The sequence below is a fragment of the Luteibacter sp. P1_D3 genome (assembly GCF_056406135.1).
This window is the reverse complement of the sequence record NZ_JBFUAT010000048.1, coordinates 1-13,485: the sequence shown is the minus strand read 5'-3', so window position 1 is coordinate 13,485 and position 13,485 is coordinate 1. Positions and strand designations below refer to the sequence as shown.

Sequence of the window (13,485 nt, the reverse complement as noted above, 5' to 3'; positions counted from 1 at the left end):
AATCAATCCCGCGTCGCGCTCAGCAACGTCCCGACAACGGCGGCCAACGCCGCATACAACTCCGGCGGCACGTCGTCGCGCAGACGCACGGCGGCAAGCAWGGTCGCGATCTGTGGGTCAAGCTGCGGTGCCAGGCCAAGCGACTGCGCGCGCTCCAGCATCGACTTCACGCCGGCGGCATCGATGCGCTGGTTACTGCCGTTGCTGGTGGGTGAGGCGAGACGCAGGGTGACGCTGCGGCGAGGTGACGGAAGGGACTGGGTCATGCGCGTGCTTCGAGAAGGACGGCGCTGTAAGCGCTGGTCGGAACGGGAAGGCCGTGCATGCAGGCGAAATGGTCGAGCTGAAGACCGCTCTTTTCGAGCTGCCTGCGCAACGACATGAATTCGGTTTCGAGGCGCGACACGGTTTCGCCGTGCTGTGCCCAGAGACGTACGGACACGCGCGGGACGCGAAGCTGGATCTCACCTTGTACGGCGCCGAGCGTCGGCGGATCGATGGCAAAGCCGACGGTCCACATCCCCTCGGGTTCGGAGGGGCTCGGCTTGCCTTCTTCGATGCGAAGTTGCAGCACGTCGTAACCACGCACGCCGGCCAGCGGAATCTCGATCATCCACAGTCCGGCCTGCGGATGTGACTCCAGCTGACCGATCTCGACGCGGGAGAGTGCCGCACGCACGTCGCCTCGCAACTGCCCGACGAGCTCATCGACGTTGTCTTCGGTCACCGTGAGTTCGGCGAGTGCGGCAGCGCGGGGCTGGGCCACGAGCGCACGCTGCGCCAGGGGCGGCGGCGTGTCGCTGAGCGGACGTCCCGGCATGCCGTCCGCACCGGGACGGGGTGCGGGGCGAGCTGCCGGCAGATCGGTGAGCGCGCGGCGAAGCGAAAGAAGTGCCGCCTTGAAATCGTCGGCCGCCGGCGTCTCTTCCTTCGGCTCGGCCAGATGCGCTTCGAGGAAGGCGCCACTCTTGGCGATGGCTTCCTTCATGCCCAGCGGCGTGCTCACGTCGTCCGGCTTGCTGATCGCTGCTTCCAGTGTGGCAAGGGCTGCACGCAGGGTGGCGGGTAACGTCCGGGCGATCGGTCGACTGGCCAGGGCGGACAGCACCCCGAGCAGCTGGGCGTAGCCGTTCTGCAAAGGCAGGCGCTCACGCAGGCCCTGCATGGCGACGCGGTCGTCCACGGCGCCAGGGAGCACCTCGAGCTGCGGTTGGGTGCCCTGGGTCAGTACGCGAACCTGGAATTGGTGGGGCAGGGAGGTCCCCGCCGCGTCGGCCTCGACGGTCAGGCCGCCGATGTCGAGCAGGAGTTTGCCGATGTCGGTCTGCCCCATGATCCGAGCCGTCAGCAGGGTGCCCACGCGCCACGTATCCGCGGCGGCGGTGGTGCCCGAGACCGCGCCCGCCCACAACTGGGCAGCGATACTGGTCGGCTGGATGATCAAGGGCAGGTCCTCCCGAGGGCCTGGGCGAGTCCGGCTGGACGCGCTCCTGTGGCTTAGGAGATCGGCGGAATCTTGCGAAACTTTAGCAAGGCCCTACAAAGGCCCCGGCTGCCCCGCGGGTGGGTCCAAGGTAGAATGGGCGGATGACCCAGCTTCCTTTCGACCTCCTCGCCACCGATGGCGCGGCCCGGCGTGGCCGTCTCCGATTCGGCCGTGGCACCGTGGAAACCCCGGCCTTCATGCCGGTGGGGACCTACGGTTCCGTCAAGGCCATGACGCCCCGCGACGTGCTCGATACGGGCGCGGAGATCATCCTCGGCAACACCTTCCACCTATTCCTGCGTCCCGGACTGGAGATCGTCGGCGAMTTCGGCGGCCTGCATAAGTTCATCGGCTGGGATAAGCCGATCCTTACCGATTCCGGCGGCTTCCAGGTGTTCTCGCTGGCGCACAAGCGGAAGATCACCGAGGAGGGCGTGACCTTCGCCTCGCCGGTGGACGGCTCCAAGGTGTTTCTCTCGCCCGAGGAGTCCATGCGCATCCAGAAAGTCCTGGATTCGGACGTCGCCATGATCTTCGACGAGTGCACGCCGTACCCGGCCACCGAAAAGGTCGCCTCCGACTCCATGGAGCTGAGCCTGCGCTGGGCCGAGCGCTCGCGTCAGGCCTTCGACGACCTGAAGAACCCCAACGCGCTCTTCGGCATTGTCCAGGGCAGTACCTACGAGAACCTGCGCCACCGGTCGGCCGAGCGCCTGATCGAGATCGGTTTCGACGGGTATGCGGTGGGTGGTCTCGCCGTGGGTGAGCCGGAGGAAGAGCGCAACCACACCCTCGACCTCACGCTCCACATGCTGCCGAAGGATCGCCCACGCTACCTGATGGGGGTGGGTCGTCCCGAGGACATCGTGGAGGCCGTGCGCCGCGGCATCGACATGTTCGACTGCGTCATGCCCACGCGGAACGCCCGGAACGGCTTTCTGTTCACCCGGGAAGGCACGTTAAGGATCCGTAACGCGAAGTTCTCGATGGATACGCGCGTGATCGAGGAAGATTGCGACTGCTACGCCTGCGCCAACGGCTTCAGTCGGGCCTATCTGCGTCACTTGGACCGCTGTAACGAGATCCTCGGCAGCCAGCTGGCGACGATGCACAACCTGCGTCACTACCAGCGGCTCATGGCCGGCCTGCGCGGCGCGATCGAGACGGGCACGCTCGACGATTTCGTCGCCGACTTCTACGCGGCGCGGCGCAAGGCCGAGGTCGACGGCTGATCCGGCGGGCTTGCGGGCGCCACATGGCGCCCCAAAGCCTTGGCGGGGCGCGGTACATAAGCGTCGGGGTGCGTGGCATAATCCACGATCTTTTTACGTGAGCAGCCGCTTTTCCGTGGCTGTTCCATGACTTGCGAGAATTGACGATGAGCCTTCCGACCTTCGCCGCCATTGCACAGGCCACCGCTCCCGCTGCCGCCCCCCAGGGTGGAGCACTGGGCCTCTCGCCGCTGATCATGATGGCGGTGCTGTTCGGCATCTTCTATTTCATGATGATCCGCCCGCAGATGAAGCGTCAGAAGGAGCATCGCAACCTGCTGTCCGCTCTGGCCAAGGGCGACGAAGTCGTGATGGGTGGCGGTCTCGCCGGCCGCATCGAAGAGGTGGGCGAGTCGTTCGTCCGCGTGGAAATCGCCCCGGGCACCGTTGTCCAGGTGCAGAAGGGCTCGATCACCCAGGTCCTGCCGAAGGGCAGCCTCAAGAAGTCCTGAGCTTTGTCTCAACGGCGTCAGCCGCGGCCGCTTGTGGCCGCTTTTCATGGAATGGCAAGGCATGAGTGATTTTCCACGCTGGAAATACGCGCTGGTCGTGATCGTGTTGCTGCTCGGCATCGTTTACGCGTTGCCGAACGTCTTCCCGCCCCAACCGGCGGTGCAGATTTCGGGTAACCGCGGTGCAACGGTCGATGCGGCATTGAAAACCAAGGTCGAGGGCATCCTCGCTACGGCGAAGACGCCGGCCTCGGTGATCGACGTCGATGAGAAGACCAGCCGCCTGCTGGCACGTTTTGCGACGGCGGACGCACAGACCAAGGCATCGGACGCGCTGCGTACGACGCTGGGCGAGAACTACACCGTCGCGCTGAACCAGGCGTCGACCGTGCCGGCGTGGCTGCAGTCGATCAATGCCTTCTCGATGCCGCTCGGCCTCGATTTGCAGGGCGGCGTGCACTTCCTGATGGAAGTCGACCAGGGTGCGGTCGTCGATGCACAGGAAACGCGTTATTCCGACGACATCCGGGCGTTGCTGCGTGAGAAGAAGGTGTCCTACGACGCCGTCAATCGCAATGCGCGTGGCCAGGGCGTCAGCGTGGTTCTGCGCACGGATGCCGATCGCCAGGCCGCGGCCACGCTCATCGCCACCGATTATCCGGAACTCACCGTCGCCGATGGCGCGGCCACGGGCAATCGTTTCATCCTCAACGCGGTGATCAAGGCGACCAAGCTGCGTGAGCTCTCGCAGAGCATGATCACGCAGAACCTCACCACGCTCCGTCAGCGCGTCAATGCGCTGGGCGTGTCCGAGCCCCTGATCCAGCAGCAGGGCGCCAACCAGATCGTGGTGGAGCTCGCCGGCGTGCAGGACACCGCCGAGGCGAAGAAGATCATCGGTGCCGTGGCCACGCTGCAGTACCGCGCCGGCCTGTACACGCCGCAGCAGGCCGCGGACGCCGCCCGCTCGGGCAGCGTGCCGCCGGATGCCAAGCTTTATTACGGCCGCGAAGGTCGTCCGTACCTGCTCAGCAAGACCATCATCGCGACGGGTGACGAGCTCACCTCGGCGGTCTCCGGTCGGGATCAGCAGAACGGTACGCCCAATGTCAGCGTCTCGCTGAACAGTGCGGGCGCACGCAAGATGCAGGACTTCACCAACGGCAACGTTGGCAAGCCGATGGCCGTGCTGTACATCACGCGGACCACCGACACGAAGATGGTCGACGGCAAGGAAGTGAAGACGCCGAAGATCACCGAAGAGGTGATCAACTACGCCAACATCAGTTCGCCGTTCGGCAAGCAGTTCTCGACGAATGGTCTGCCCAGCGATTCGGAAGCCTCGGAACTCGCGCTGCTGCTGCGCGGCGGCTCGCTCGCCGTGCCCATCGACATCGTCGGTGAAAGCGTGATCGGTCCGAGCCTCGGCGCGGACAACATCGACAAGGGCTTCAAGGCCGTCATGCTCGGCCTCGGACTGGTCCTGGTTGCCGCCGCCATCTACTACAAGCTGTTCGGTCTCGTTGCCGACGTCGCCCTGTTTTTCAACCTGGTGCTGCTCATCGCCGTCATGTCGATGATCCACGTCACCCTGACGATGCCGGGCATCGCGGGTATCGTGCTGACACTCGGTATGGCGATCGACGCCAACGTGCTGATCTGCGAACGCATCCGCGAAGAGCTGCGCAACGGCTCCTCGCCGCTGGCGGCGATCCGCACCGGCTACGACAAGGCCTGGGCGACGATTCTCGACGCCAACGTGACCCACCTGCTCGCCGCGCTCGGCCTGATGACCATGGGTTCGGGCCCGATCAAGGGCTTCGGTGTCACGCTCTTCATCGGTATCCTCACGTCGATGTTCACGTCGGTGACGGTCACGCACGCCATCACCGCGCTGATCCACGGCGGCCGCAAGCTCAAGACCCTGTCGGTCTGAGGAGGAAGCCATGGAAATCTTCAACCACAATTCGAACTTCAACTTCCTCGGTCTGCGCCGTTTCAGCATCGGTCTCGGCATCCTGCTGATGATCGGCTCGATCAGCCTGATCCTCACCAAGGGCTTCAACTACGGCCAGGACTTCGTCGGTGGTGTCGCCGTCGAGGTGGAATACCAGGCTCCGATCGATCCGGCCGACGTCCGCGCGGCATTGGAGAAGTCCGGCCTCGAGAACCCGCTGGTCCAGGCTGTCGGTGGCACGCGTGACTTCACCATCCGCATGCAGCCCAAGGACGACAAGAACTCGGTCTCGCTGACCGGCGATGAAGCCGCCGCCAAGGTGGCAGGCGACGTCGTCGCCGCACTCAAGGTCACCCGTCCGGACGTGATCCAGAAGAGCCGCTCCTTCGTCGGCCCGCAGGTCGGTGAAGAGCTGCGCAGCGACGGCGTCGTCGCCGTGGCCTTCGTCATCATCGGCATCATGGGCTACCTGTGGCTCCGCTTCGAATGGCGTTTCGCCCTTGCGGCGCTGGCTACCGAAATCCACGACGTCCTGGTGACCCTGGGCATCTTCGCGATCACCCAGCGCGACTTCGACCTGACCGTGCTCGCCTCGGTGCTCGCCGTGGTCGGTTACTCGATCAACGACAAGGTGGTCGTGTTCGATCGCGTCCGCGAACTGTTCCGCGCCAGCCGCAACGCGACGCCGGAAGAAGTGCTCAATCGCTCGATCAACAGCACGCTGTCGCGAACGATCATCACCTCGCTGTTCACCGGCATCACCATGGCGGCACTGTTCTTCATCGGCGGTCCGGTCGTGCACGGCTTCGCGATCACGATGCTCATCGGTATCCTGGTCGGCACGCTGTCCTCGATCTTCATCGCCAGCCCGATCCTGCTCTGGCTGGGCGTGTCGAAGAAGGACCTCATGCCGCGCAGCAAGGAAGACCCGGAACTGGAGCGTCGCCCGTAAATCGGCGACCAGCTTCTGACACGAAAAAGCCCACCGTCTCCGGTGGGCTTTTTCTTTGTGTCACACCCCATCCCTGAGATCAGAATTCGTCCCTGTCCTCGATGGCGCCTTCAGCGTCGTTGGCCAGCGTCAGCACCACGTAGGCGGAGCCCACGAGTGATGCGCAAAGCCAGGCGTAGACCATCTGTATCGCGGTCCTCGGAATCGCGGCGGCGACCCTGGGCGCGAGCGCCAGGCCGATGATGCCGGCGATCGCGAGGACGGCCGATACGGTCCACGCCAGACGCCGGGAAGGCGGCGTGGTGGTAATGACGTTCATGCGGAACCTGCCCCTGTTTCCCCTGTTTCGCGGCCATCGTGAATTCTGTGTGAGGCCGCTTGATGTAGGAAATACCCTACAAGATCCTGCGGAGCAAGTGCCCATTGCCTGAACGACGGGTGTGACGGCTTTCACAGTTTCCAGATAAGGCCTGCAAGGTCCCGGCTGGGCTAGAATTTCCACCCCTGATGAGGTTCCACCCATGGCAGAACGCGAATTCCCCGGCTTCACCCTGCGCAGTAGCGCCACCAAGGACGGCTCGCGCTTTGCGGCTCTTCTGTCGTCGCACCCGGCCTCCGGGGGCTTCCCGAGTTACTTCTCGGTCTACGACAACCGCAGCTTCCGTGACGAGGCAAGCGCCGCTACAGCGGCGGAGAAGGCGCTCGGTCTGGTCGAGGGCGTGGATGAAGAGGGTGCCCCGTATTTCGCCGAGGGCGAAACCGGCTTTGACGACGACAAGCCGGGCTACGAGAAGCCGGGCGAGGAGCGCGCGGAGGCTGACGAAGACGAGGACGAAGACGAAGACGACGACCACCGCCACGCGTGATATCCGGTTAGTGCGGCATCGCCTCGCAGACCGCCTTTAGAAGGCTGCGGCGGTCGTAGGGCTTGGCCAGGAACGCAGCGAGCTGGCCTAGCCGCTCCGTGGCATGCAGGGCATCCCCGGAGACCACCACGCACCTCACCCGGTTCCCCTGCCGATGCAGTTCACGTACAAGGTCGATCCCGTCCATGTCGCCGGGCATGTTGACGTCGGTGAGCACCAGATCCACCTCCTGGTGCATACGGAGAAGTATCAGGGCCTCGTTCGCGTTCATCGCAGTGAGTACGTGGTAGCCCTCCAGCTCCAGCATGAAGCTGGTGATGTCGAGCACGCTGGGGTCATCTTCCACGACGAGTACGTGTCCGGTGGCGGTCATGGGCAATCCGTCAGGGCGATGATCGCCACTTTCCGCTTGCCGCCGTCGGGGATACGTGACAGATATGCCTTGACATGAAGGCATGTCGCGGCGCGTCATAGCAAGGCACAAAGCTAGGGGACGACACGCGCGCCATGAGCACTGGGGACGGGCGGTACAGGCAGTTTGTCGAGGCTTCCGCCGATTGCATGAAGGAGCTCGACCGCGACGGGGTCATCCGTTTCGTGGCGGGCCTCGGCTGCGCGGCGCTGGCACCCGATGGTGTCGATCACCTGCTGGGCATGCGGTGGCTGGATCTTTGGCCGGTGGAGGCACGCGACATGGTCGCGCGGGCGCTCGATCGGGCAGCGGCCGGCGAGCGGGTCGATTTCGTCAGCTCCCGGCGCACTGCGGCGGGTACGTCGCGCTGGTGGGAGGTGATGGTCGCCCCCGTCGTCTGCAACGACACCCTCGACCACTTCATCGTGATCAGCCGCGATGTCACCGAGCGCGTCGCCCTGCAAGCGGCGCTGGAGGCGATCAACGAACTGCTGCAGGATCGCCTCAACGAGTCGGTGGCCCGTTCGGCGAGCGCCACGACCCAGTACGGCAGCCTGCTCGAACGATGGGAGGCCGAGCATGGCGCCCGTCGCGAGGCGGAGACGTCCCTGGCGGGTGTCAGCGAACAGCTGGCCATGGCCGACCGGGCTCGCGATCTCGCGGAGGCGAGTGCGCGCCAGGCCCAGAAGCAGCAGGCGATTGGGCAGCTGGTCAGCGGCATCGCCCACGACTTCAACAATATGCTGCAGACGGTGATCGTCAGCCTGTCTGGCTTGCAGGACGATGTCGACGAACTCGCACCGCGTCACCGGCGCATGCTCACCTACGCCGTCGAGGGCGCCCGTCACGCGACGGCACTGACCCGGCGGCTGCTTGCCTTTGCCCGGAACCAGCAGGCCCGTCCCGAGCCCTTTGACCTGGGCGACCTCGTCGAAGGCTTCGCGGATTTCGCCCGCCACGGCATGAGTGGGCGCATCGCCATCGAAGTCTTCCGCCAGCCGGGGCCGCTGCCCGTGTGGATGGACCGGCACGGGCTCGAGCAGGCGCTGATGAATGTCTGCCTCAACGCACGGGACGCCATGGAAGGGATGGGTAAGATGGTGATCGAGGTCGGCGAGCGCATGGGGGGCGCATCCACGGGCGAGGTCATGCGCGAGCGTGCCGCTTCCCGCCAAATCTTCGTCAGCGTGACGGATACGGGCGGGGGCATGGCGGACGACGTTCGGCAGCGCCTGTTCGAGCCCTATTTCACGACCAAGGAGGGCGGCTCGGGGCTGGGCCTGGCCCAGGTCTACGGGACCGTGGCGCAGGCCGGTGGCGGGATCGAGATCGAAAGCGAGGCCGGCGTCGGCACGCGAATCCGCCTGGTGTTTCCGCGTTATCCCGAGCCGCTCGACCTGCCTGAGTGAATCGTTCAGAAATCGTGACGAAGTTCCTTAATTTCTAGCCAAGCTGGCCGATAAGAAAAACGACTGGAAGGAAGTACGTCATGTTGGTCATCTTCGGTTTTATCGTCGTCCTGGTGTCGGTGCTCGGCGGCTACGTGCTGTCACACGGATCCATCGGCGCCCTGTGGCAGCCGTATGAGTTGCTGATCATCTTCGGTGCCGCCGTGGGTGCGTTCGTCAGCGCCAACTCGATCGACATCGTGAAGGGCGCGGGGCGCGACGCCCTTGGCCTGTTCAAGGGGCCGCGCTACCGCAAGCAGGACTACATCGACCTGCTCTCCCTGCTGTACGACATCTTCACCAAGATGCGTAAGGAAGGGCAGCTCGGCATGGAGTCCCACATCGAGGACCCGGCCAACAGCAGCCTGTTCTCGGCCTATCCGCGCCTGATCGCCGAGCATCACCTCATCGATTTCATCACGGACTGCCTGCGCCTGATCGTCGGCGGCAGCATGGATCCGCACGAGCTCGAGCAGCTGCTCGACGTCGAGCTGGAAACGCATCACCACCAGGCGCTGGCACCGGCACTCGCCGTGCAGAAGATGGCTGACGCCTTGCCGGGCTTCGGCATCGTCGCCGCGGTGCTCGGCATCGTCATCACGATGAAGTCCATCGACGGCGATGCCGCGGTGATCGGCGAACACATCGCCGGCGCCCTGGTCGGTACCTTCCTCGGCATCCTTCTTTCCTATGGCTTCATCGGCCCGCTGTCCGCAGCGATGGAAGCACGGGTGAGCACGGATGGTCGTGCGTTCGAGTGCGTGAAGGTCGGCTTGCTGGCCAACCTGCGCGGTTACAACCCGATGGTTTCCGTCGAGTTCGCCCGCAAGTCGCTGCAGACCACGTCGCGGCCGTCGTTCCAGGACCTCGAAGCGCACCTGAAGAGCGCGCGGTAAGTCTTCATGAGTGACCTGAAGCAAGTCATCATTGTCCGCAAGAAAAAACGTGGTGGTCACGCACACCATGGCGGCGCGTGGAAGGTGGCGTACGCCGACTTCGTCACCGCCATGATGGCCTTCTTCCTGGTCATGTGGCTGGTCGGCGCCGGCACCAAGCAGCAGCGCGCGGCGATCTCCGAGTACTTCAAGAATCCGAGCATGACCCAGGGCCAGTCCACCATGGCGCCCTCGGGCAAGATGGGCCCCGGTGGCGCGAGCACCAGCATGATCAAGCTAGGCGGCGCCCTGGATCTTCCAAAGGGGCCGGGTGACAACCAGTCCTTCGCCAAGCCCAGCGCGTCGGACATCGACAAGCTGGCGAAGGAGAAGGAGAAGCGTCGCCTCGAGCAGCTGATGAAGGACCTGACCGAGGCGATCGCCAAGAGCCAGGCCATGGCGCCTTACAAGGACCAGCTGCTGATCGACATCACCTCCGAAGGCCTGCGCATCCAGATCGTCGACAAGCAGAACCGCCCGATGTTCGATACCGGTAGCGGGGCGCTCAAGTCGTACACCGTGCAGATCCTGCACGAGCTGGCTGGCTTCGTGAACCAGGTGCCGAACAAGATCAGTATCTCCGGGCATACGGACAACGCGCCGTACATTCGCGCGGACAGCGCGTACGGAAACTGGGAGCTTTCCGCCGATCGTGCGAATGCTGCACGCCGCACGCTTACCGAGGGCGGCATGCAGCCGGACAAGGTGGCGCGCGTCGTCGGACTCGCGGCGTCGGTGCCGTTCGACAAGGCCGATCCGTCCTCGGCGATCAATCGCCGCATCAGCATCGTGGTGATGACGAACGAAGCCGCCAGGGCCGCCCTGTCCACGGAAGTGGCGAATGAGGAGAAGACGCTTCCCGCCGTTCCGTCGCTGCACTCGGCCGAAGCCGAGCATGTGAACGGTGGCGTTCCCGGTGTGCCCTCCGTGACGCCGTCGTCAGCGGTTGGCAGCGCCATGCCGGTCGCCGTGGGAGCTGCGCCGGGCGGGTAATCCGGGTCACTTGCAACCGTCACCTTCCCCGGTCAGTATCGGGGTACAGGGGAAGGAAAAGCGCAATGGAAAATCACAGTAAGTTCAGAGTGGTGGCCAAGGCGGTGAAGTATCACGACGACGGCGGTGGGCAGGTTTACCGGTCGAGTTACCGGATTCTGGACCACGTCGGCGAAGAGATCGAAACCAACACCGGCACCAATGACTTCGACGACATCACCAGTGCATTCAATGAAGCGTTCGCCATGGGTCATGAGCGACTACGTGCACTGAGCACCGAAACGATCCAGTAAGCCCCAGCGGGTCACGTACGTCTGATCACGCGCGTCGGGAATCCAGGTTTTCGCGCAGCTCGTCGAGCTGCGCTGGCGTCCCGACGTTGCGCCAGAAGCCGTCGTATTTTTCACCCGAAAGCCGGCCCGCCTCGATCGCGCGCTGGTACATCGGCAGCAGCTTGAAGCGGCCTGCGGCTTCGTTCTCGACGATCTCGCGGCGATACACGCCAACGTTGCCGAAAGTCAGGCGCTCCGCGCCGGCCGGACCGTCGCCTTCGTATAGCCGTCCATCTGCGAACGCAAAATCACCCTTCGGGTGGAAATCCGGATTGCCAACCATGACCAGGTGAGCCACGCCCGCGGGTTCGCGGGGCAGTGCGGCATAGTCGATCTCACTCCAGATATCCGCACTGACGACGAGGAACGGTTCGGGCCCGAGCAAGGGCAGGGCCTTGTGCATGCCGCCACCGGTTTCGAGCGGCACGGGGCCTTCGTACGAGTAGCGGATACGTACGCCCCATTGCGAACCGTCGCCGAGGGCGTCGGGAAACTGTTCCGCCAGGTGGGATGTGTTGATGACGATGTAGCGCACATCGGCAGCGACGAGCTTTTCGATGTGATGCACGATAAGTGGCTTGCCCTGAACGTCCAGGAGTGGCTTCGGCGTATGCGTCGTGAGCGGACGCATGCGCTCGCCCAGTCCGGCGGCGAGGATCAGCGCATGCCTCATGCGGTCACCGGGATACGGATGTCACGCTGGCCGATTTTCGCTTCGATGAGGTCCGCCAGTGGCGCGACGTCCGCGTGCCGGCGTGCCGTGTCCAGGACGTAACGCAGGACACGCGGAAGGTCATTGAGATAACCGGGTTTGCCGTCGCGATAACACAGCCGGCAGAACAGTCCGAGGATCTTGATGTGACGCTGCAGGCCGGTGAGATCGAACCAACGACGGAAGCGATCGGTGTCGATCCTCTCCTCGATCAGGTGCGCGTCGAGCAGGCGCAGGCGATAGGCTTCCACCCAGCCCTCCACGCGCTCGTTGTCCCAGACGATATAGGCGTCGCGCAGCAGGGAGGCCAGGTCGTACGTGATCGGACCGGACATGGCGCCCTGGAAGTCGATCACGCCAGGCGAGCGCTCCGCGGTCACCAGCAGGTTGCGACTGTGGAAATCACGATGCATGAAGGCGCGCGGCTGCTCCGCGATGGCATGCATGATGGCCGTGAATGCGTTCTCGACGATATCCCACTCGCCACAGGCCAGCGTCACGCCGAGATGCTTCTCCAGCAGCCACGCCGGCATGATTTCCATCTCCATGGTCTGCCATGCGTGATCGAACGCCGGCAGTCCTTCGGTGCTCACATGCATCTGCATGCGCAGCAACGCGTCGAGCGCGTCGCCATACAGAGCGTCGACCGAGCGATCGTCGAGTTCCGGAAGGTAGGTCCGCGTGCCGAGGTCTTCGATGAGCAGGAAACCTTGCCCCAGGTCCGCGACCATCACCGTGGGTACGTGCAGTCCGGCGTCCGCCAGGCGCTTGCCGATGGCGACCCACGGCGTGGGATCTTCCTTATCCGGCGGCGAGTCCATCACGATGACCGGCTGGCCGTCGACGTAACCGCGCCAGTAGCTGCGGAAACTGGCGTCGGCCGAGGCACTTTCCAGCACGAGTTCATGCTGGCCGGTGACATGGCGCGCCCAGGCAAGGCGAGCGGCGGAGCGGTCTTCGTTGGAATTCATACGGGCTCGGGAAAACGATGCTGCCGATGAGCTTAGAGGGTTTGGGTGGGCCTGTCATAGCACCCGATTGGTGCACACCAATGGCAGTTGTTGTGCAGTGCAACGTGTGGTTATCTTGACCGCACGGGGTAGCTACGGGGAAGGGTGGATGGAAGAAGACGATAAGTCCGCGTCCATGACGCGTCGTGACCTGCTTCGGATGATCGGCGTCGCCGGGGGCGGCGCGCTGATGTACCAGGCGATGAACAACCTGGGCTTTGCGGCGGAGTCGCCTTATCGACGACCGGCGAGCCTGCAGGGCACGGGGAAGGGAACGGTGCTGATTCTCGGTGCCGGACTCGCGGGGCTGGTCGCCGCCTATGAACTGGGCAAGGCGGGGTACACGGTACAGGTGCTCGAGTACAACGCGCGTGCCGGCGGTCGCAACTGGACCCTGCGTGATGGCGATGTCTACACCGAGCTCGGCGGATACAAACAGGTCTGCGAGTTCGACAAGGGCCTGTACTTCAATCCGGGGCCGTGGCGTATCCCTTACCACCATCACGGCGTGCTCGATTACTGCCGCCAGTTCGCCATTCCGCTCGAACCCTTCGTGCAGGTCAATCACAACGCCTACCTGCACAGTGCCAGTGCGTATGGCGGCAAGCCACAGCGCTTGCGTGAAGTGCAGTCCGACCTCAACGGCGGCATCGCGGAGC

General features: G+C 64.4%; 16 protein-coding genes. 10 read left to right on the top strand and 6 right to left on the bottom strand.

All coding sequences use genetic code 11. The annotated features are described in order from the left end of the window. Nucleotides 1-2 precede the first annotated feature (2 nt). Nucleotides 3-266: a flagellar biosynthesis protein gene (locus AC1DYM_RS20910; RefSeq protein ID WP_477341664.1), complete on the bottom strand. Its 264-nt coding sequence runs from the start codon at nt 264-266 to the stop codon at nt 3-5. Continuing rightward, a complete protein-coding gene (gene fliK, locus AC1DYM_RS20905) occupies nt 263-1,444 on the bottom strand; it encodes a flagellar hook-length control protein FliK (RefSeq protein ID WP_477341662.1) in 1,182 nt (393 codons plus the stop codon). The genes AC1DYM_RS20910 and fliK overlap by 4 nt, the downstream gene beginning before the upstream one ends. Before the next feature lie 143 nt (nt 1,445-1,587). On the opposite strand from fliK, the gene tgt reads away from it, so the two are divergent. From tgt to secF, 4 genes are all read left to right on the top strand, one after another. Beyond that, nucleotides 1,588-2,718: a tRNA guanosine(34) transglycosylase Tgt gene (gene tgt / locus AC1DYM_RS20900; RefSeq protein WP_477341660.1), complete on the top strand. Its 1,131-nt coding sequence runs from the start codon at nt 1,588-1,590 to the stop codon at nt 2,716-2,718. 146 nt (nt 2,719-2,864) lie between these two features. Continuing rightward, on the top strand, nt 2,865-3,209 hold the full coding sequence (yajC, locus tag AC1DYM_RS20895) for a preprotein translocase subunit YajC (protein ID WP_477341659.1): 345 nt from the start codon (nt 2,865-2,867) through the stop codon (nt 3,207-3,209). Nucleotides 3,210-3,270: 61 nt separating this feature from the next. After that, on the top strand, nt 3,271-5,145 hold the full coding sequence (gene secD / locus AC1DYM_RS20890; RefSeq protein WP_046969441.1) for a protein translocase subunit SecD: 1,875 nt from the start codon (nt 3,271-3,273) through the stop codon (nt 5,143-5,145). A gap of 10 nt (nt 5,146-5,155) precedes the next feature. Further along, complete coding sequence (gene secF, locus AC1DYM_RS20885; RefSeq protein WP_046979717.1) at nt 5,156-6,118, top strand: protein translocase subunit SecF; 963 nt, start codon at nt 5,156-5,158, stop codon at nt 6,116-6,118. 79 nt (nt 6,119-6,197) lie between these two features. Here secF and AC1DYM_RS20880 read toward each other — a convergent pair whose 3' ends face one another. Continuing rightward, nucleotides 6,198-6,437: a hypothetical protein gene (locus AC1DYM_RS20880; RefSeq protein WP_477341656.1), complete on the bottom strand. Its 240-nt coding sequence runs from the start codon at nt 6,435-6,437 to the stop codon at nt 6,198-6,200. A 202-nt stretch (nt 6,438-6,639) separates the two neighbouring features. Here AC1DYM_RS20880 and AC1DYM_RS20875 point away from each other — a divergent pair, with 202 nt between their 5' ends. After that, entirely contained in the window at nt 6,640-6,984 is a 345-nt protein-coding gene (locus AC1DYM_RS20875) for a hypothetical protein (RefSeq protein ID WP_477341654.1), read from the top strand. A 7-nt stretch (nt 6,985-6,991) separates the two neighbouring features. Here AC1DYM_RS20875 and AC1DYM_RS20870 read toward each other — a convergent pair whose 3' ends face one another. Continuing rightward, a complete protein-coding gene (locus AC1DYM_RS20870) occupies nt 6,992-7,357 on the bottom strand; it encodes a response regulator (protein ID WP_477341652.1) in 366 nt (121 codons plus the stop codon). Nucleotides 7,358-7,491: 134 nt separating this feature from the next. Here AC1DYM_RS20870 and AC1DYM_RS20865 point away from each other — a divergent pair, with 134 nt between their 5' ends. The 4 genes from AC1DYM_RS20865 to AC1DYM_RS20850 all read left to right on the top strand — a co-directional run bounded on the left by AC1DYM_RS20865 (nt 7,492) and on the right by AC1DYM_RS20850 (nt 11,065). Further along, nucleotides 7,492-8,805 carry an ATP-binding protein gene (locus tag AC1DYM_RS20865; RefSeq protein ID WP_477341650.1) on the top strand — a complete coding sequence of 438 codons (1,314 nt, stop codon included), beginning with the start codon at nt 7,492-7,494 and terminating at the stop codon, nt 8,803-8,805. Between the two features lie 80 nt (nt 8,806-8,885). Next, a complete protein-coding gene (motA, locus tag AC1DYM_RS20860; protein ID WP_477341648.1) occupies nt 8,886-9,740 on the top strand; it encodes a flagellar motor stator protein MotA in 855 nt (284 codons plus the stop codon). Between the two features lie 6 nt (nt 9,741-9,746). Continuing rightward, a complete protein-coding gene (gene motB / locus AC1DYM_RS20855) occupies nt 9,747-10,772 on the top strand; it encodes a flagellar motor protein MotB (RefSeq protein ID WP_477341646.1) in 1,026 nt (341 codons plus the stop codon). A gap of 65 nt (nt 10,773-10,837) precedes the next feature. Next, nucleotides 10,838-11,065, top strand: coding sequence for a hypothetical protein (locus AC1DYM_RS20850; protein ID WP_046966000.1), 228 nt, complete (start codon nt 10,838-10,840; stop codon nt 11,063-11,065). Nucleotides 11,066-11,090: 25 nt separating this feature from the next. On the opposite strand, the gene murU is transcribed toward AC1DYM_RS20850, so the two are convergent. Next, the gene (gene murU, locus AC1DYM_RS20845) at nt 11,091-11,777 is read right to left on the bottom strand and encodes an N-acetylmuramate alpha-1-phosphate uridylyltransferase MurU (RefSeq protein ID WP_477341644.1); all 687 of its coding nucleotides are present in this window, start codon (nt 11,775-11,777) and stop codon (nt 11,091-11,093) included. Further along, nucleotides 11,774-12,787 carry an aminoglycoside phosphotransferase family protein gene (locus AC1DYM_RS20840; protein ID WP_477341643.1) on the bottom strand — a complete coding sequence of 338 codons (1,014 nt, stop codon included), beginning with the start codon at nt 12,785-12,787 and terminating at the stop codon, nt 11,774-11,776. The genes murU and AC1DYM_RS20840 overlap by 4 nt, the downstream gene beginning before the upstream one ends. 175 nt (nt 12,788-12,962) lie before the next feature. Between AC1DYM_RS20840 and AC1DYM_RS20835 the strand changes: the two genes are divergently transcribed. Next, a partial coding sequence (locus AC1DYM_RS20835) for a flavin monoamine oxidase family protein (RefSeq protein ID WP_477341686.1) occupies nt 12,963-13,485 on the top strand: 523 nt, incomplete at its 3' end.

What these genes read in the sequence shown, in the direction of transcription:
- yajC (WP_477341659.1), top strand. Translation starts at nt 2,865, where the DNA reads ATGAGCCTTCCGACCTTCGCCGCCATTGCACAGGCCACCGCTCCCGCT.
- secD (WP_046969441.1), top strand. Translation starts at nt 3,271, where the DNA reads ATGAGTGATTTTCCACGCTGGAAATACGCGCTGGTCGTGATCGTGTTG.
- secF (WP_046979717.1), top strand. Translation starts at nt 5,156, where the DNA reads ATGGAAATCTTCAACCACAATTCGAACTTCAACTTCCTCGGTCTGCGC.
- AC1DYM_RS20880 (WP_477341656.1), bottom strand. Translation starts at nt 6,437, where the DNA reads ATGAACGTCATTACCACCACGCCGCCTTCCCGGCGTCTGGCGTGGACC.
- AC1DYM_RS20875 (WP_477341654.1), top strand. Translation starts at nt 6,640, where the DNA reads ATGGCAGAACGCGAATTCCCCGGCTTCACCCTGCGCAGTAGCGCCACC.
- AC1DYM_RS20870 (WP_477341652.1), bottom strand. Translation starts at nt 7,357, where the DNA reads ATGACCGCCACCGGACACGTACTCGTCGTGGAAGATGACCCCAGCGTG.
- AC1DYM_RS20865 (WP_477341650.1), top strand. Translation starts at nt 7,492, where the DNA reads ATGAGCACTGGGGACGGGCGGTACAGGCAGTTTGTCGAGGCTTCCGCC.
- motA (WP_477341648.1), top strand. Translation starts at nt 8,886, where the DNA reads ATGTTGGTCATCTTCGGTTTTATCGTCGTCCTGGTGTCGGTGCTCGGC.
- motB (WP_477341646.1), top strand. Translation starts at nt 9,747, where the DNA reads ATGAGTGACCTGAAGCAAGTCATCATTGTCCGCAAGAAAAAACGTGGT.
- AC1DYM_RS20850 (WP_046966000.1), top strand. Translation starts at nt 10,838, where the DNA reads ATGGAAAATCACAGTAAGTTCAGAGTGGTGGCCAAGGCGGTGAAGTAT.
- murU (WP_477341644.1), bottom strand. Translation starts at nt 11,777, where the DNA reads ATGAGGCATGCGCTGATCCTCGCCGCCGGACTGGGCGAGCGCATGCGT.
- AC1DYM_RS20840 (WP_477341643.1), bottom strand. Translation starts at nt 12,787, where the DNA reads ATGAATTCCAACGAAGACCGCTCCGCCGCTCGCCTTGCCTGGGCGCGC.